The sequence below is a fragment of the Sorangium sp. So ce119 genome (assembly GCF_051524405.1).
GTDB classification, from domain to species: domain Bacteria; phylum Myxococcota_A; class Polyangia; order Polyangiales; family Polyangiaceae; genus Sorangium; species Sorangium cellulosum_G.
The window spans coordinates 3,785,404-3,801,916 of the sequence record NZ_CP150310.1; the positions used below are offsets into that span (position 1 = coordinate 3,785,404).

Here is a 16,513-nt window from a genome sequence, read left to right on the forward strand (position 1 = left end):
ACGGTACCATCGCGGAAGACGGCGCAGGGGGAGGGCAGGAGACAGAATCGAGCTCTCGGCGCGCCTCGCGCTGCGCGCGAGGAGGCCCCGCGGCCCGGTGTTTCCGCCGGGCCGCGGGCCGCCGCGGCTCAACCGGTCACGTTGTCCCAGGCGACGGCGGTCGGCCCGAGGAGCGATCGGCCGCCGGTCGCGATGACCTGCTTGTACCAGGAGAACGAGTCCTTCGGGATGCGGCGCTGGGTCTGGTAGTCGACGTAGACCAGCCCGAAGCGCTCCTTGTAGCCCTCGGCCCACTCGAAGTTGTCGAGCAGCGACCAGGCCCAGTACCCCATCACCGGGACTCCCTCCTTCACCGCCCGCGCCAGGCCGAGCAGGTACCTGTGCATCAGGTCGATGCGCTGCGGGTCGTGCACCTTGCCGTCGAGGAAGACCTGATCTCGCGTGGAGGTGCCGTGCTCGGTGATCCCGATCGGCAGCTTGTAGCGCTCCCAGAAGAACCTCGAGCCCCAGTACAGCGTGCTGGGCACCACCTGCAGCCAGTCGAGCGTCGCGCGCGGGTAGCCGGGCGGGGAGGTGACGCGCTCGGGCTTGCCGTCCTTGCCCCGCCGCCACGTGCCCGACGTGTACATGTTGAGGCCGAGGTAGTCGAGCGGCCGCTTGATCTCGTCGAAGTCGCTGGCGGGGAAGTCGGGGACGTCGTTGCCGAAGAGCTCGAGGCCGCTCTCCGGATACCGCCCCTCGAGCACCGGGGCGATCCACCAGGCGTTGTTCCACGGGTGCCGCTCGTACACCGAGAAGATCGCCTCGCGCGCGGCCTCGATGTCGCCCGGGTCCTCCGTCGCCGGGCGCTGGACCTGGGTCGCGAGCACGTAGCCGACCTTCGCCCCCCTGGCCGCGGCGCGCAGGGCGTCCACCTGCTTGCCGTGGGCGCGCATCTGGTTGTGGGCGGCGGTCAGGTACTCCCGGTACGGGAGCTTGAGCCCGGGCGCGAAGTGCCCGTCGAGGAGCGCGTTGCCGATGAAGGCCTGCGGCTCGTTCTGCGTCACCCACCAGGGCACGCGATCGCCGAGCCGCTTCGCGACGAGGGTCGTGTAGTCGGCGAACCACTCGGCGACGTCGCGCTGGAGGAAGCCGCCGCGATCCTGGAGCGCCTGGGGGAAGTCCCAGTGGAACAGCGTGCACATCGGCACGATGCCGTGGCGGAGCAGCTCGTCGACGAGGCGATCGTAGAAGTCGAGCCCCTTCGGGTTGACCTTGCCCGTGCCCTCCGGGAGGACCCGCGTCCACGAGACGCTGAAGCGATAGCTCTTGACCCCGAGCTCCGCGAGCAGCGCGACGTCGTCCTTGTAACGATGGTAGTGGTCGCAGGCGACGTTCCCTGTGTGGCTCTCGAATACCTTCCCGGGGGTGTTCGAGAAGACGTCCCACACCGACGGGCCCCGGCCGTCCTCGGTGGCGGCGCCCTCGATCTGGTAGGCCGCGGTGGCGGTGCCCCACAGGAAGTCCGCGGGAAATGGCGCGGCCGTGGTGCCCGCCGGGTCGGCGCCGGTCGAGGCGGCCGGCGGAGACGCGGGCGCGGAGGCGGATGAGGCTGCCGCGGCGGACAGGGCGGGCGAGGCTCCAGAGGCGTTGTGCTGGGTGAGCGACTCGGAAGGATTGGGAGCGGACATGAGCGCATCATCCACGGCGCCCGGTGGACAGCAATGGGGTCGATGCGCGTCGATGCGCGCGCCGCTCGCTTGACGGCCCGCGTTGGCTCGACAACATGGGCGGCATGCTCGCGATCCGTCCGAAATCCGCCGGTGGTCCCGAGGTGATGACGCTGGAGGAGCACCCGACGCCCGCGCCGGGCCCCGGTGAAGCCGTCGTCCGCATCGAGGCCGCGGGGGTGAACTTCATCGACATCTACCACCGGAGCGGCCAGTACAAGATGGAGCCGCCCATCCCGCTCGGGCTCGAGGGCGCGGGGCGCGTCGAGGCCGTGGGGCCTGACGTGACCGAGGTGAGGGAAGGGGACGAGGTCGCGTGGACCGGCGGTCCCGGCTCGTACGCCACGCACGTCCGCATCCCGGTCGCGAAGCTCGTCCCCGTGCCCGCGGGCGTCGGCGCCAGGCAGGCCGCGGCCGCGATGCTCCAGGGCATCACCGCGCAGTACCTCGTGCGCTCCACGTTCCCGCTCGGGCCGGGCCACACGTGCCTCGTGCACGCGGCCGCGGGCGGGGTCGGCCTGCTGCTCTGCCAGATGGCGAAGCGGCTCGGCGCCCGCGTCATCGGCACCGTCTCGACGGAGGAGAAGGCGCGGCTCGCGCGCGGGGCCGGCGCCGACGAGGTGATCCTGTACACGCAGGCCGACTTCGAGGCCGAGGCGCGCCGGCTCACCGGCGGCGCCGGCGTCGACGTTGTCTACGACGGCGTCGGGCGCGACACGTTCGCGAAGAGCCTGGGCGCGCTGCGCCCGCGCGGCACGCTGGTGCTCTTCGGCCAGTCGAGCGGCCCGGTGTCCTCGTTCGACCCGCAGATCCTGAACCAGAAGGGCTCCCTCTACCTCACGCGCCCGAGCCTCCAGCACTACACCGCGACGCGCGAGGAGCTGCTCGACCGCGCCGCCGACGTGCTCGGCGCGATCGCCCGCGGCGAGCTCACGATCGCGATCGGCGCGACGTACCCGCTCGCCGAGGCCGCCGGGGCGCACCGCGCGCTCGCCGGGCGGGCGACGACGGGGAAGGTGCTGCTCATCCCGTAGCGCGCAGGGCGGACGGGCATGGTGCGAGCCGCCGGGGCGTCGAGAAGAGAAGAATTTTTAACGCAAAGACGCAAAGGCGCAAAGACGCCATGAGAGGGTAAGAAGATTGGATTGCCACGACGCCAGGAGATCGGATTCTCGGTGGCTCGTGACGTCAGCGGCCGCCCGGATTCCATCGTTGACCGCGCCGCCTCCGCGCCGCTAGCCTGCCGGCGCGGAGGTGCACCCCATGGCCGAACGTCCCCTGCTTGCTCCCGAAAAGATGTCCGAGACGGTGAAGTCTCAGGTCGCCAGCTTCCATCGCGAGGTCGTCGACCAAGCCGCGGCGGCGGTGAGCCGCGACCCGGTGGTGGTCGTCGGGATGGCTCAGAATCCGTTCGTGAAGAAGGCGCGGCAGCTGCTCGATCAAGAGGGCGTGAAGTACACCTACCTGGAGTACGGCAGTTATCTCTCGAAGTGGAAAGAGCGGCTCGCTCTCAAGCTCTGGGCCGGCTTCCCGACGTTCCCCATGGTGTTCGTCGATGGCGTCCTCGAAGGCGGCTACGCCGATCTGGTCAAGCTCCGCGATCAGGGCAAGCTCAAGCGGCAGCCGTGAACAGGCGCGGATGAACGACGGCATCACGGAGGTCACCTCGTGACATCGCTCGGGATCCACGGACGACGGCGGGATGACGCGGGGAGCGGCGCGGCTCGACGGCGGGGAGGCGGCGCGCCGTGAGCACCTACGCCATCAAGCGGCTGCTCTCCATCATCCCCACGCTCTTCCTCGTCGCCACCCTGGTCTTCATCCTCGTGCGCATCGTGCCGGGCGGGCCGTTCGATCAGGAGCGGGCCGTGCCCATCGAGGTCCAGCGGCAGCTCGACGCCAAGTACCACCTGAACGATCCGGTGCTGAAGCAGTATGGCGACTGGCTCCTTGCGCTCGTCACGAAAGGCGACCTGGGACCGACGTTCAAGTACCCGAACCGCACCGTCAACGAGATCATCGCGCTCAGCCTGCCGGTGTCCATGCAGCTCGGGTTCTGGGCGATGCTGTTCGCCCTCGCGATGGGCATCCCGCTCGGCGTCGTCGGGGCGATCCGCCAGAACACCTGGAAGGACACCGCGGCCATGGCGGTCGCCATGGTCGGCCTCAGCGTGCCGCGGTACGTGCTCGCGCCGCTGCTGATGCTGGTCTTCTCGCTCAAGCTGTACTGGTTCCCGGTGGCCCGGTGGGAGACGTGGCGGCACATGGTGCTCCCGGTCATCTGCGCCGGGCTCCCCGTGGCCGCCTACATCGCCCGGCTCACGCGCGGCGGGATGCTCGAGGTGATCCGATCGGACTTCATCCGCACCGCGCGCGCCAAGGGGCTCTCGGAGCGCAAGGTCGTCCTGAAGCACGCGCTCCGGGGCGGGCTGCTCCCGGTCGTGAGCTTCCTCGGCCCCGGCTTCAGCGGCCTGCTCGTCGGCTCCCTCGTCGTCGAGAAGATCTTCAACATCCCCGGCATGGGCCGCTACTTCGTCGAGGCGGCCACGAACCGCGACTACAACCTCGTGATGGGGGTCATGCTCGTCTACGGCTTCCTGCTCATGCTCTTCAACGCGCTCGTCGACGTGGCGTACGCCTTCATCGACCCGCGCGTGGAGCTGCGCTGACCATGCCCCCCGCCGCCCCCCCGCCGCCCGCCGCCTCTCCCGCGGCCCCCGGCGACCTGCCCGCCGTCCCCGGCGGCGCCGCGCCGCGGCCGGCCGGCCCGCTGCGGCTCGACGCGCTCGAGCAGGGGTCGAGCCTCGGGCGCGACGCGTGGCGGAGGCTCCGCAAGAACCGCGCGGCGGTCGTCTGCGGCGTCGTGCTCGTCGCGATGGTCGTCGCCTGCGTCCTCGTCCCCGAGCTCTCGAGCTACCGGTACGACAAGGCCGACCTCAAGCTCGGCGCGCAGCCGCCGTCGCTCGACCACTGGATGGGCACCGACTACTTCGGCCGCGACATGATGGCGCGCGTCTTCTTCGGCGGGCGCATCTCGTTCGCCGTCGGCGTCGTCGCGACGCTCGTGAGCTTCGTCATCGGCGTGAGCTGGGGCGGCGTCGCCGGCTACTTCGGCGGCAAGGTCGACGCGATCATGATGCGCATCGTGGACGTGCTCTACACGTTCCCGTTCCTCATTTTGGTCATCCTGCTCATGGTCTTCTTCGCGAACGACCAGACCGTCCTCTACCGCGCCTGGAAGGCCGTGCTCGGCCTCGCCGTCAAGGACCCGTCCGACCCGAGCTATTTCCCCATCTTCCAGATCGTCGTCGTCTTCGGGGCGCTCGGCGGCATCTCGTGGCTCACGATGGCCCGCATCGTCCGCGGCCAGGTGATCGCGCTGCGCAGCCAGCCGTTCATCGAGTCGGCGCGCTCGATCGGCGTCGGCCACGCCGCGCTGATCTTCCGGCACCTCGTGCCGAACGCGCTCGGCCCGATCATCGTCTACACGACGCTGACGATCCCCGAGGTGATGATGACCGAGGCGTTCCTCAGCTTCCTCGGCCTCGGCACGCAGGAGCCGCTCTCGAGCTGGGGGCTGCTCGCGTCCACGGGCGCCGACGCGATGGACCTCTACCCCTGGCAGCTCATCTTCCCGGCGCTGATGCTGGCGCTCACGCTGATCTGCTTCAACTTCCTCGGCGACGGGCTCCGCGACGCCCTCGATCCACGCATCCGAAAGGACTGAAGGGCCGCGCCGATCCACGCCGCGCGCGCGCCCAGACGAACCATGCTGATCGAGGTCAAGAACCTGAAGACCCACTTCTTCACCGAGGAAGGGGTGGTCCGCGCGGTCGACGGCATCTCCTTCAGCGTCGACCGCGGCGAGGTGCTCGGGATCGTCGGCGAGTCCGGCTCGGGCAAGAGCGTGACGAGCCTGTCGCTCCTGCGGCTCATCCCCGACCCGCCGGGCCGGATCGTCGGCGGCCAGATCCTGCTCGAGTCCGAGCGGGGCATCGTCGAGGACCTCGCCGAGGCGAGCGAGGCGCGGATGGAGCGCATCCGCGGCGACCGGATCGCGATGATCTTCCAGGACCCGATGACGTCGCTGAACCCGTACCTGCGGGTGAGCGAGCAGCTCATCGAGGTGCTGGAGCTCCACCGCGGGATGGCGCGCGCCGAGGCCCGCCGGCGCAGCGTCGAGATCCTCCAGGCGGTGGGCATCCCCGCGGCGGCGTCGCGGATCGACGACTACCCGCACCAGCTCTCGGGCGGGATGCGGCAGCGCGTGATGATCGCGATGGCGCTGCTCTGCGATCCCGACCTGCTCATCGCGGACGAGCCGACGACGGCGCTCGACGTCACGATCCAGGCGCAGATCCTGGACCTCATCCGCGAGCGCAAGGAGGCGCTCGGCGCGGCCGTCCTGCTCATCACGCACGACCTCGGCGTCGTCGCGAAGATGGCCGACCGCGTCGCGGTCATGTACGCCGGGCGCATCGTCGAGGAGGGGCCGGTCGGCGCGATCTTCCACGCCCCGAGGCACCCGTACACGATCGGCCTGTCGCGCTCGATCCCGCGGCTCGACGACGCGCGCGGCGCGGATCTCGTCCCGATCCCCGGGATGCCGCCGTCGCTCGCGCGCCTGCCGCCGGGCTGCCCGTTCCACCCGCGCTGCGCGCACGCGGTCGCCGTGTGCCGGGAGGAGGCGCCGCTGCCGCGCGTCGTCTCGGGCGAGGGCGACAGGAAGGCGCTGCACGTCGTGCGGTGCCACGTGGAGGACGTCTCCGGAGGAGCGCCATGACGACCGCCGCCGCCACCCCTGCGCCGCAGGGCGCCCCGCTGCTGTCGGTGCGCGATCTCAAGATCCACTTCCCGGTGCGCCGCGGCCTGCTCCAGCGGCAGGTCGGCACGGTGCGCGCGGTCGACGGCGTATCGTTCGACGTCGATCGCGGCGCGACGCTGGGCCTCGTCGGCGAGTCCGGCTGCGGCAAGTCGACGACCGGGCGGGGGATCCTCCGCCTCGTGCCGCCCACGTCGGGGAGCGTGAAGATCGACGGCCGGGAGATCCTGACGCTCGACCCGCGCGCGCTGCGCAAGGCGCGCCGCGAGATGCAGATGATCTTCCAGGACCCGTACGCGAGCCTGAACCCGCGCATGACGGTCCACGACCTCATCGCCGAGCCGCTCTTCACCCACGATCTCGTGGGGTCGCGGGACGAGGCGCTCCGCGAGGTGGCGCGCCTGATGGAGATGGTGGGGCTCTCGCCGTCGTACATGCGGCGCTACCCGCACGAGTTCTCCGGCGGTCAGCGGCAGCGGATCGGCATCGCCCGCGCGCTCGCCCTGAAGCCGAAGCTCGTGATCGCGGACGAGCCGGTCAGCGCGCTCGACGTGAGCATCCAGGCGCAGATCGTCAACCTGCTCGCCTCGCTGCAGCGCGAGCTCTCGCTCACGTACGTGTTCGTGGCGCACGACCTCGCGGTCGTCCGCCACCTGTCAAGCGAGATCGCGGTGATGTACCTCGGCCGCATCGTCGAGCGCGCTCGCCCCGACGCGCTGTTCCGCGCGCCGCAGCATCCGTACACGCAGGCCCTGCTCTCGGCGATCCCGGTCCCGGATCCCGACGTGGAGCGCAAGCGGCGTCGCCTGACGCTGGTCGGCGAAGTGCCGAGTCCGCTGAACCCGCCCTCGGGGTGCCATTTTCACACCCGCTGTCCTTATGCGATGGAGCGGTGCAGCATCGAGGCGCCTCTGCTGGAGGAGCGCCGTCCCGGACACTGGGCTGCTTGCCACCTCACCGAGTTACCCACCGTACCTACGCATCCGTAGGGTGATCCGCGGGCGTGGGGCGCCCGACATCGGTTGAGCTCGCTGTCCAGACATGACGGGGAATGTCCGATGACAGGATTTTCCTGACCTGTGTTTGGGGCAGGGAGGTTAGGATCCTTGGACCGATGCCGCGAATTTCTGACGCCACGCTTCGCGCCCAGATCCCGACGGCCCTTCTCATCGGCGGCGATCAGGCGCTGCTCGAGCGCTGCCAGGCGGCGGCGATGGATGTCGGGATCATCGTCAAGGCGTGTCCGGTCTCGATGGCCGCGGCGCTCGCGGAGGAGCGCCGGCCGGTGGCCATCGTGGTCACGTCGTCGACCTACGCGCTCGCGCCGGAGGGGTTCGAGGACATCGCGCGCGAGGTGCTCAGCACGCTCGTCCGCGTCGACGAGGCGCTGACGGACGACGAGCTCGGGGCGATGCTGACGACGGCGTCGCGCGAGAGCCGCAAGCAGCGCACGAGGCAGCTCACGCCGGGGCGCTACTCGCTGATGCCGGCGGACGACGGCGCCTCGGGGCCGCGGTCCGAGCGGTGGAGCATCGGCGTGATGACGGCGGACGCGTCGTCGCGGCGCGACGCCGAGGCGACGCCGCTGCCGCGCTCGGGGCCGCGGAGCGCGGGCGCGCAGGAGCACGCGTACCGCGAGCGCGTGGCGGCCGCGGTGTCCGCGCAGCGGCCGGCGGATGCGCCGCGGTCGGAGCGGATCGGGGTCATGTCGGGGTTCGGGGCGGGGCCGTCCTCGTCGCGGCCGCGGCGCGAGCCGCCGGCGCCGGGCGGCGTTGTGTACGCGCGGCGGGAGACGCCGATGCCGCCGCAGCAGCCGGCGCGGGCGTCTCTGCGGCGGGACACGCCGGTGGCGGGCTCGCCGCCGGCCGGGGGGTATCCGGCGCGGGAGATGCCGCCTGCGGCGCCGTATGCGCGGCGAGATACGCCGGCGCCGATCACGCAGCGGGCCGGGGGGCATCCGCGGCACGAGGCGCAGGCGGCGCCGACGGGCGCGCGGCGGGAGATGCTGGCGCCGTCGTCGCGGCCGGGGGCGCCGAGCTCGCGGCCTGCGGCGCCGTCGTCGTGGTTGGGGGCGCCGAGCTCGCGGCCTGCGGCACCGCCGTCGTGGTTGGGGGCACCGTCGTCGCGGCCTGCGGCGCCGTCGTCGTGGCCGGGGGCGCCGAGCTCGCGGCCTGCGGCGCCGTCGTCGTGGCCGGGGGCGCCGAGCTCGCGGCGGGAGGCACAAGCGGTCGCGGCGCCGCTTCGGCGGGAGACGCTCGCGCCGTCGTCCCGGCCTGCGGCCCCGGGGGCGCGGCGGCAGACGCCGGTGCCGCTCTCGCAGCGGGCGGCGGCGCAGCCACGGTACGAGGCCACGGGCGAGCCGCCGGCCGCGGTGCCCTCGCCGCGAGATGCGCCGGCGTCGGGCGCGCCAGGAGAGGAGGCGCGCGGGCTCTACCCCACGCCGCCGCCGCCGAGCTCGCGCTCCGCGCCGCCGTCCTCGCGCAGGGCGCAGTTCCACGTCGACATCGCGCTCCTGTTCGACGAGCGCGGCCTGCCGCGATCGGACCCGCAGGAGAAGTGACGCTCACCTGAGCAGGGCGCCGACCTGGAGCGGTGCTCAGGACGAGAGAAGCGCCTCGCGAGCCAGGCGCCGGGTGTTCGGCTCAGCTGCCGGAGCCGCCAGCGCCGCCCGCGCCGTCGGGGCCACCGGAACCGCCCGAGCCGCCCGAGCCGCCAGCGCCGCCCGAGCCTCCCACGCCGTCCGAGCCGCCAGCGCCACCCGAGCCACCGGCGCCGTCCGAGCCGCCAGCGCCGCCCGAGCCACCGGCGCCACCCGAGCCACCGGCGCCACCCGAGCCACCGGCGCCACCCGCGCCGCCGCCTCCGCTGCCCTCTCCGCACGACGCCGCGACCGTCAGCGACAGGCTTCGGGTGAGCGGCTCCTGCCTGCTCTCGCCCCCGAGGATCGGCTCGCCCGTGTCGCTCACGACCGCGACCGTGATGGTGTGCTCGCCCTCGCGCTCCTCGGGATCGAGCGCGCCGAGGCGCACGTCGATCACGCGGCCGGCCCCGGCGCTGTTCTTCTCGCCGTCGAGGCTGAGCACCAGGTGCCCGCACTGCGTGTACGTCCCGCAGGTGCCCGGCGGGCGGAGGAGGAGCTGCGAGACGCCGACGTGGATCGGGATCGTCGGCTCGTCGGCCGAAGGGTCGGCCGAGGGCGCCCCGATGGCGACGCACGCGCCGTCCTTCGGGCTCACGATCGTGATCTCGGGCGTTCCGGTCGGGCCGGGGGCGCTCGCGGTCTCCTCGTCGCTGCAGCCGGTAGCGCCGGCGAGCCCGGCGGCGAGGACGAGCGCGAGGCGCGCAACCATCGGGGATGCCATGCCGCGCGGTGTATCCGTTGGCGTGGCGCCGGGCAATCTCTTCGTCCGCGGAGGTCCCCTGCGCCTGCTCCCCCGCGGGCGGGAGCGCGCCGCCGCGCGCCTCCCGGAGGCGCTCGCCGGGTGACCGGCGGCGCGGCGGAGGCTAAGCTCGCGCGGCATGACGACGAGGCAGGAGTCGATCCAGAGCAAGCTCGTTCAGGCGCTCGATCCGGTGCACCTCGATGTGGAGAACGAGAGCCGCATGCACAGCGTGCCGGCGGGCTCGGAGACCCATTTCAAGGTGCTCGTGGTGAGCGAGGCGTTCCGGGGCCTGAGCCCCCTCGAGCGCCACCGGCGCGTCAACGACATCGTGCGCGAGGAGTTCGGCGCCGGGCTGCACGCCCTGACGATCCGCGCGATGACGCCGGACGAGTGGGAGCGGCAGGGCGGCGCGGACTTCCGCTCTCCGGCGTGCCTGGGCGGCTCCAAGGCGTCGCCGGAGCCCGGCGCGAAGTCGAGCTGAGCGGCGAGGCGCGCATGGAGCTCGTCGTCGCGTTCGTCTCGGACCTGCACTTCGGCCCGCAGGCGTCGTTCGGGGGCAAGCTGCGCAAGCTCACGGGCGAGGCGCCCGCGCTCACGCGCGCCTTCGTGGAGCGGATGAACGAGGTCACGCGGCCCGACCTCGTCGTGAACCTGGGCGACGACATCGAGGACGAGGGGCCCGAGGCCGACAGGGCGCGCTACGGCGAGTGCATGGCCGCGCTCCGCGGCGTGAAGGCCGAGCTCTTTCACGTCGCCGGCAACCACGACGTCATCCATCTGAGCGAGGCCGATCTCCTGTCCGCCTGGGGCAGGCCCGAGGTGACGCGGCTCCACTACGCCTTCGACCGCGGCGGCTTCCATTTCACCGTCCTCCACACGCGCGAGCGCAAGGATCACGACGTCTCGCTGGGGCAGGAGCAGCTCGCCTGGCTCGCCGAGGATCTCGCGGCGTCGCCGCTGCCGAAGGTCGTGCTGATGCACCACAGCGCGGCCGATCAGGACCTCCGTGGCAACCGCTGGTTCGAGGGGAGCCCGCACATCTGCCTCGTGCGCGAGCGGCGCGCGATGCGGAAGCTCTTCGAGGAGCACGGCGTGCTGGCCGTGTTCAACGGCCACCTGCACTGGAACCACCTCGACGTGATCCGCGGTATCCCGTACGTGACGCTCCAGAGCCTGATCGAGAACCTCGACGACGACGCGCCGGGCCGCCCCGCCGCCGCGCACGCCGTCGCGCGGCTCGGCCCGAAGCGCATCGTGGTGGAGATCGAGGGCGCCGAGCGGGCGCGGTACCAGTTCGATCGACGGTAGGCGGCGTCCCTGCGGAGACGCGGCGAGAACAGCGATGTTCTTCCTGCCTTCTCGCCCTGTCCGGCGCACGGTAGCGTTGTCTTCTCATGGCCAAGCTTCGCCTCGATTCGCGCCTCGGCATCGCTCACCTCCTCGCGCTCGCCTTGCTCGGGGCCGGTTGCGGCGACGATGCCATCTGTTCTCCAGGCGCCCTGTCCGCCTGTTTCCTCCCCGACGGGACGCTCGGCGCGCAGCAGTGCAACGAGGAGGGCACGGCGCTCGGCGCGTGCGCCCCTGTGGCGGGCGGCCCTCGACAAGGGTGCGCGCACCTCGGCGAAGCGTGCTGCCCCGCGCTCCCCGCCGAGCTCCTCGCGGGCTGCAACGCCGCCGTGAGCCAGGCGAACGACGCCGCGTGCGACGATTTCCTCGCGAGCGCCAACGCGGCCGATCTCTGCACCGGCGGGCCCGGCGAGGGCGCCGGCGGCGCTCCGGGGGGCGTCCCTCATGGCCCGAGCTGCGCCGGTCTGCTCAACGAGTGCTGCGCCGCGCTGCCGGCGCAGCTCAGGGAAGCCTGCCACGCGACCGGCTTCCGCGGCAATGAGCAGCGATGTCACCAGTTCCTGGAGAGCGACGCCAGGGACAACGGCTTTTGCACCGACGTCGATCCAGCGGCCGAGAGCTGCGATTACCTGTCGGAGCGTTGCTGTCCCTCGCTCCCCGAGGGGGCGCGCGAGCGCTGCGCCGCGCTCGCCGGAGCGTCGGACGCCGCGCGGTGCCTCGACTACCTGGGAGGCGCGGCCGACGCGGGCCGGTGTCCGAGGCACGCCGAGGAGGAGCCGTTCAGCGCGGCCCCGTGCGACGCGCTGCTCGATACATGCTGCGCGACGCTCGAGCCCGAGCTCGCCTACGCGTGCGATCTGGCCGCGATCTCCGGCGTCCGTGGCCGCTGCGAGGCGTTCACCAGCTCGATCCGCGCGTTCGGCCTCTGCCTCGGCGACGGCGGCGAAGGGGGCGGGGGCGGCGGCTGCGACGACGTGTCGAGCGACGTGAACAACTGCGGATTCTGCGGCAATGTCTGCGGCGACCAGCACGCGACACCCTCGTGCGCGGCCGGCACGTGCTCGCTCGCCTGCGACCTCGGCCACGACGACTGCGACGGCGAGCCCGCGACCGGGTGCGAGGCCGACGTCGGGAGCGACGTGAACAACTGCGGCTCCTGCGGCACGATCTGCAGCGAGCGCCACGCCGCCGCCACCTGCGTCGGGGGCGCCTGCGTGGTCGCGTGCGACGCAGGGTACGCCGACTGCGACGGCGACCCCCTCACCGGTTGTGAGGTCGCGCTCGCCTCGGACCCGTTCCACTGCGGCGCGTGCGGCAACGACTGCGCGGGGGGCCTCTGCGATGCAGGGGAGTGCAGCCCCGGCGCCACGTCGCTCGCGTCGGGCCTGGCGGTGCCCTCGGCCCTCGTCGTCGACGACAGCGCCCTCTACCTGGTCGGCTTCCAGCCCGCCGGCGGCATCGCCGTCCGCGTCGACAAGGTCTCCGGCGGCGCGACGTGCCTCGCCACCGCGGCGCCCCCCGGGCTCGGGGGGTGCAGCGCCGACCGCTTCGAGGACGTCGCCCTCATCGGCGCCGACGCCATCGTCACCGGCTCGCCCGGCGTGCTCCGGTACCCCTCGCTCGGCGGCGCCGCGATCCCCCTCACGACCTCCGTCCCTGACCCCTGGGCCGTCGTCACCGACGGCAGCGACGTCTGGTTCACCTCCCTCTCCCAGGGAGGGATCTACCGCGTCGACGCCCTCGCCAGCGGGCAACGCGCCCAGGAGATCACCGGCGTCTTCTCCGAGCCGGGGGGAGCGCTCGCGAGCGACGCGGCGCACCTCTACTGGGCCCGGACCGACGGCACGATCGTGAAGCTCCGCAAGGACGGCACCGAGCGCCGCCAGATCGCGTCCGGTCAGGTCGTGGACACCACGAACCTCACGCCCCACTACCTCGCCGCCGACGCAGGCCACCTCTTCTGGAGCAGCCCGAACGGCCTCCTGTTCCGGCTCGCCAAGGACGGCTCCGACCTGGTGGTGCTCGCCGACGACCAGCCGAGCCCCGCCGGCATCGCCGTCGATGCCGGTGACGCCGGCGCGGTCTACTGGGCGAACCGCGCCGGCTCGATCCGCAAGGTCCCGAAGGCCGGCGGCGACGTGACGACGCTCGCGGTCGGCCAGCTCGATGCGATCGCGGTCGCGGTCGACGAGGCGTCCGTCTACTGGGCGACCCGGGCGGGGCACGTCCGCAAGATCGCGAAGTGAGCTGAACAGGGACCGGGAGACACCGCGCATGCACCATGTCGTCGAGGGCAGTTCGTCGCACCGTGGTCCTGTCCGCCGCCGCCTCCGGGACGCGCGCGCGGCGCGCCTCCTCGGCGCGCTCGCCGCGCTGCTCTCCGCCGGGATGCTGGCTGGAATGGGGTGCGGTCGGGAGCCGCCGCCCCCCGCCGTCGCGGCGCCCCCCCTGGGCGCGCAGGCGAACGACGACGCGTGCGCGTGCCGCGACGGCTATTACTACAACGGCGAGCCGATCCCGGTCGACGACACCCGATGCGACACCTTCGTCTGCGGGCGCGACCTCATCGCCTATCACTGCGTCGATCTCGGCGCGAATGACACCTGGCGCAGCTTCCCGGGGAACATGTGCGGTGATCTCTCGTGCACCGGCGCGGGCACCTTCTGCGGCGCGGACGTCGTGAACGGCGAGCCCGCGGCCCTGTACGAGTGCCCGGGCGCGGGGCAGATCCCGGTCGAATGGAAGATCTGCGAGGGGGGCTGCCGTCGCGGGGCGTGCACCGACGCTCCGACGAGCGAGTGCCCGTGCGAGGTCCCGCCCGTGGCCGGCGGCGAGCACATCCCGCGCACCTGCGGGCAACGCGTGTGTTTCCCGACCGGCGCCGGCAGCGCCGGTGTCCAGAAGGTGTGCACCGCGGACGGGTGGCAGAGCCTGGGGCTCTCGTGCTCGCAGCGCGCAGGCACCTGCAACGCCTGCCGTGGAGTGCAGGACAGCTTCGGCAACGAGGTGACCACGACCGCCTGCGGCGAGACGATCTGCGGCCTCGGCCACGGCAACCGCAGCGAATGGGTCTGCGGCGAGGAGGGGTGGCTCGATCTCAACCGCCCCTGCGAGCCGGGCGAGCCGGAGGACGAGGGCGCGGATTTCGGCCGCTGCCCGGAGCAGTTCCAGGACAAGGACGGCACCTGGAAGTCGGTTGAACGAGGCCAGACCTTCTGCGGCGATCAGGTCTTTCGCAGCCCGTGGAACAACGACCTCGCGCGGAGCCTGGGCGAGCCTCTGATCCGGATCAAGGGAAAGGCGACGCAGCTCTTCGCCTGCCCGGGGCCGGGCGCCCGCCCGGTGCCTTACCAGGATTGCTCCGCGCTCGGCGGCACCGGGGAGTGCAAGCCCGTGCGGGAGCTGCCGGCCATGCATTACCACGAGGCCACGGGCGCGCTGCCCCAGGCCGGCGCGCGGACGATCCGCGACTGGGACCGCTGCGACCAGGCGTGCCCCACGAGCGCCGACGCGTACTATGCCGTCGCGGAAGGGGGGCCGGGCGGCGAGAACCTCTGCCGCCACAAGTTCTGCGGGCAGCACGGGGTCACCGGTCGCGTCGGGACCTTGTACCACTGCGCCTACGACGACTGGTCGTACTGCCCGCCTTCGGCGGAGTCGACGAGCGCCGTCGTGGGCCGTCCCGTGCCGTACGAGGAGTGCTCCGCGGCGTGCCTTCCGCGCGATGCCAGGAGCCAGCACGACGTGTGTGACGCCCGATCGGATCAGGAGCCGTTCGGCATCCCGGATCCGGCGCCGGAGCCGAGCCCCTCGTCGCGCTGCGACGCGATCGTCGATTACCAGGACAAAGAGGTCCCCGTGACGGCGCGGCGGCGCGGCGCCAGCGTCTGCGCCCGCGGCGGGCAGGTGTTCGAGTGCCGCGATCGGCAGCTCTACCGCCCCGACGGCTGGCACGCCACGGGGATCTCGTGCGGCACGGCGTGCGGGATCTGCGGCCCCGACCCGTACAAGGTCCAGAGCTCGTTCTGCAAGTCGATCACGGACTTCTTCGGCAACACGTGCAGCGGCATCACCGCCGATCCGAAGGAGATCCTGTGCAACAACGACGATGACGTCCTCTTGAACGACCCTGCGTACTGCGGTCACAACCCGAGCCTTCACGCCACGGGCGATCCGTGGATGCTCTACACCTGCAAGGCGTACTGCGAGCGCGAGGACGGGGCGCAGACGCACTTGGTGCCCTGCGAGGGGCACGAGGGCGACGGCCGGGGCGGGCGCGAGAGGACGCGCATCTACCTCTTCGACCACGCCGTCTACTGCCCGATGGGGTGCACGATCAACGACCGGGTGAACGACGCGTGCCGCGCGCCCACGGGGACGCTCCGGTTCCCGTTTCCCGATCACAGGATGATCCAGAACATCGGTCACAAGCCGGACTGGGCAGAGGGCCGGCACCTCGGCGAGGACATCGCCAAGGCGAGCGGCCGGACGGACGGCACGTATGTCTTCCCGATCGCCCCGGGCAAGCTCCTGCGGGCCGGCATCAACTGCTCGCAGTACCTCGGCATCGCGCTCGTCGAGCACCGCTTCAAGGAGAACGGCGAGGAGCGACGGTTCTGCTCGTTCTACGGGCACCTCGACGTGGACGAGCTGGCGATGACCCTGGTGGGACAGGACATCGGCACCGACACGCCGCTCGGGAAGATCGCCTACTGGGACGATATCCCGAGGCAGCACAACCTTCACTGCGCGGACAAATGGACGGAGTGCCCGGCGGACGACAGCTTCCCCTGCAATGCGGGCAACTCGCACCTGCACTACACGGTGCTCTCCGACGCCGAGTGCGCGCGCTTCGAGGACGGCGGCGGCGCGCCGCTCGGGTACGACGGTTGCGGCACCCAATCGACGGTCGGGCACCTGGACAAGGAGACCCGGATCGAGTCCTACACCGCGCTCGACTCCACCTGCACGCACCCGATCTCGCGGACCGACGGGTACATCTCCCCGGAGTGGTTCGTGACCTCTCGCGTCCATTGATCGCGGGGACGCCGGGCGCCGGGGGCGTAAGCGATCGGCGATACCGTGCAGGCGGGCGCGTGGGGGCCGAGCCGTCTCCGTGCGGAGGGGCGCGACGCGAGCTCGGCCATGGACAGGAGGGCCTGCGAAGTGACACGACGTGTGTCCCGGCGTTTACAGGAGGGCCCGCGAAGTGACACGACGTGTGTCCCGGCGTTTACAGGAGGGCCCGCGAA

The 16,513-nt window shown here is 72.1% G+C and carries 13 protein-coding genes; 11 read left to right on the forward strand and 2 right to left on the reverse strand.

The annotated features are described in order from the left end of the window. Window positions 1-128: 128 nt before the first annotated feature. Window positions 129-1,670 (reverse strand): GH1 family beta-glucosidase, encoded by a 1,542-nt coding sequence (locus WME76_RS14155; protein ID WP_437960655.1) that lies wholly within the window; start codon window positions 1,668-1,670, stop codon window positions 129-131. 104 nt (window positions 1,671-1,774) lie between these two features. On the opposite strand from WME76_RS14155, the gene WME76_RS14160 reads away from it, so the two are divergent. The 7 genes from WME76_RS14160 to WME76_RS14190 all read left to right on the forward strand — a co-directional run bounded on the left by WME76_RS14160 (window position 1,775) and on the right by WME76_RS14190 (window position 9,091). Continuing rightward, the gene (locus tag WME76_RS14160) at window positions 1,775-2,743 is read left to right on the forward strand and encodes a quinone oxidoreductase family protein (RefSeq protein ID WP_437960656.1); all 969 of its coding nucleotides are present in this window, start codon (window positions 1,775-1,777) and stop codon (window positions 2,741-2,743) included. 229 nt (window positions 2,744-2,972) lie between these two features. Beyond that, window positions 2,973-3,338 (forward strand): glutaredoxin domain-containing protein, encoded by a 366-nt coding sequence (locus WME76_RS14165; protein ID WP_437960657.1) that lies wholly within the window; start codon window positions 2,973-2,975, stop codon window positions 3,336-3,338. 119 nt (window positions 3,339-3,457) lie between these two features. Beyond that, window positions 3,458-4,378, forward strand: coding sequence for an ABC transporter permease (locus tag WME76_RS14170; protein WP_437960658.1), 921 nt, complete (start codon window positions 3,458-3,460; stop codon window positions 4,376-4,378). 2 nt (window positions 4,379-4,380) lie between these two features. After that, window positions 4,381-5,436: an ABC transporter permease gene (locus WME76_RS14175; RefSeq protein ID WP_437960659.1), complete on the forward strand. Its 1,056-nt coding sequence runs from the start codon at window positions 4,381-4,383 to the stop codon at window positions 5,434-5,436. Between the two features lie 42 nt (window positions 5,437-5,478). Continuing rightward, complete coding sequence (locus WME76_RS14180; protein ID WP_437960660.1) at window positions 5,479-6,492, forward strand: ABC transporter ATP-binding protein; 1,014 nt, start codon at window positions 5,479-5,481, stop codon at window positions 6,490-6,492. Next, window positions 6,489-7,520, forward strand: a complete 1,032-nt coding sequence (locus WME76_RS14185; RefSeq protein WP_437960661.1) for an ABC transporter ATP-binding protein — start codon at window positions 6,489-6,491, stop codon at window positions 7,518-7,520. The genes WME76_RS14180 and WME76_RS14185 overlap by 4 nt, the downstream gene beginning before the upstream one ends. Before the next feature lie 125 nt (window positions 7,521-7,645). After that, complete coding sequence (locus tag WME76_RS14190; RefSeq protein ID WP_437960662.1) at window positions 7,646-9,091, forward strand: hypothetical protein; 1,446 nt, start codon at window positions 7,646-7,648, stop codon at window positions 9,089-9,091. A gap of 82 nt (window positions 9,092-9,173) precedes the next feature. Here the strand turns inward: WME76_RS14190 and WME76_RS14195 are convergent, their stop codons facing one another. Next, window positions 9,174-9,893 carry a hypothetical protein gene (locus tag WME76_RS14195; protein ID WP_437960663.1) on the reverse strand — a complete coding sequence of 240 codons (720 nt, stop codon included), beginning with the start codon at window positions 9,891-9,893 and terminating at the stop codon, window positions 9,174-9,176. A 157-nt stretch (window positions 9,894-10,050) separates the two neighbouring features. On the opposite strand from WME76_RS14195, the gene WME76_RS14200 reads away from it, so the two are divergent. The 4 genes from WME76_RS14200 to WME76_RS14215 all read left to right on the forward strand — a co-directional run bounded on the left by WME76_RS14200 (window position 10,051) and on the right by WME76_RS14215 (window position 16,298). Continuing rightward, on the forward strand, window positions 10,051-10,395 hold the full coding sequence (locus WME76_RS14200) for a BolA family protein (protein WP_437960664.1): 345 nt from the start codon (window positions 10,051-10,053) through the stop codon (window positions 10,393-10,395). Between the two features lie 14 nt (window positions 10,396-10,409). Then, a complete protein-coding gene (locus WME76_RS14205) occupies window positions 10,410-11,222 on the forward strand; it encodes a metallophosphoesterase family protein (protein WP_061615097.1) in 813 nt (270 codons plus the stop codon). Between the two features lie 86 nt (window positions 11,223-11,308). Next, window positions 11,309-13,507 carry a hypothetical protein gene (locus tag WME76_RS14210; protein WP_437960665.1) on the forward strand — a complete coding sequence of 733 codons (2,199 nt, stop codon included), beginning with the start codon at window positions 11,309-11,311 and terminating at the stop codon, window positions 13,505-13,507. A gap of 28 nt (window positions 13,508-13,535) precedes the next feature. Further along, complete coding sequence (locus WME76_RS14215) at window positions 13,536-16,298, forward strand: hypothetical protein (RefSeq protein ID WP_437960666.1); 2,763 nt, start codon at window positions 13,536-13,538, stop codon at window positions 16,296-16,298. Window positions 16,299-16,513 lie beyond the last annotated feature (215 nt).

What these genes read in the sequence shown, in the direction of transcription:
- WME76_RS14155 (WP_437960655.1), bottom strand. Translation starts at nt 1,670, where the DNA reads ATGTCCGCTCCCAATCCTTCCGAGTCGCTCACCCAGCACAACGCCTCT.
- WME76_RS14160 (WP_437960656.1), top strand. Translation starts at nt 1,775, where the DNA reads ATGCTCGCGATCCGTCCGAAATCCGCCGGTGGTCCCGAGGTGATGACG.
- WME76_RS14165 (WP_437960657.1), top strand. Translation starts at nt 2,973, where the DNA reads ATGGCCGAACGTCCCCTGCTTGCTCCCGAAAAGATGTCCGAGACGGTG.
- WME76_RS14175 (WP_437960659.1), top strand. Translation starts at nt 4,381, where the DNA reads ATGCCCCCCGCCGCCCCCCCGCCGCCCGCCGCCTCTCCCGCGGCCCCC.
- WME76_RS14180 (WP_437960660.1), top strand. Translation starts at nt 5,479, where the DNA reads ATGCTGATCGAGGTCAAGAACCTGAAGACCCACTTCTTCACCGAGGAA.
- WME76_RS14185 (WP_437960661.1), top strand. Translation starts at nt 6,489, where the DNA reads ATGACGACCGCCGCCGCCACCCCTGCGCCGCAGGGCGCCCCGCTGCTG.
- WME76_RS14190 (WP_437960662.1), top strand. Translation starts at nt 7,646, where the DNA reads ATGCCGCGAATTTCTGACGCCACGCTTCGCGCCCAGATCCCGACGGCC.
- WME76_RS14195 (WP_437960663.1), bottom strand. Translation starts at nt 9,893, where the DNA reads ATGGCATCCCCGATGGTTGCGCGCCTCGCGCTCGTCCTCGCCGCCGGG.
- WME76_RS14200 (WP_437960664.1), top strand. Translation starts at nt 10,051, where the DNA reads ATGACGACGAGGCAGGAGTCGATCCAGAGCAAGCTCGTTCAGGCGCTC.
- WME76_RS14205 (WP_061615097.1), top strand. Translation starts at nt 10,410, where the DNA reads ATGGAGCTCGTCGTCGCGTTCGTCTCGGACCTGCACTTCGGCCCGCAG.
- WME76_RS14210 (WP_437960665.1), top strand. Translation starts at nt 11,309, where the DNA reads ATGGCCAAGCTTCGCCTCGATTCGCGCCTCGGCATCGCTCACCTCCTC.
- WME76_RS14215 (WP_437960666.1), top strand. Translation starts at nt 13,536, where the DNA reads ATGCACCATGTCGTCGAGGGCAGTTCGTCGCACCGTGGTCCTGTCCGC.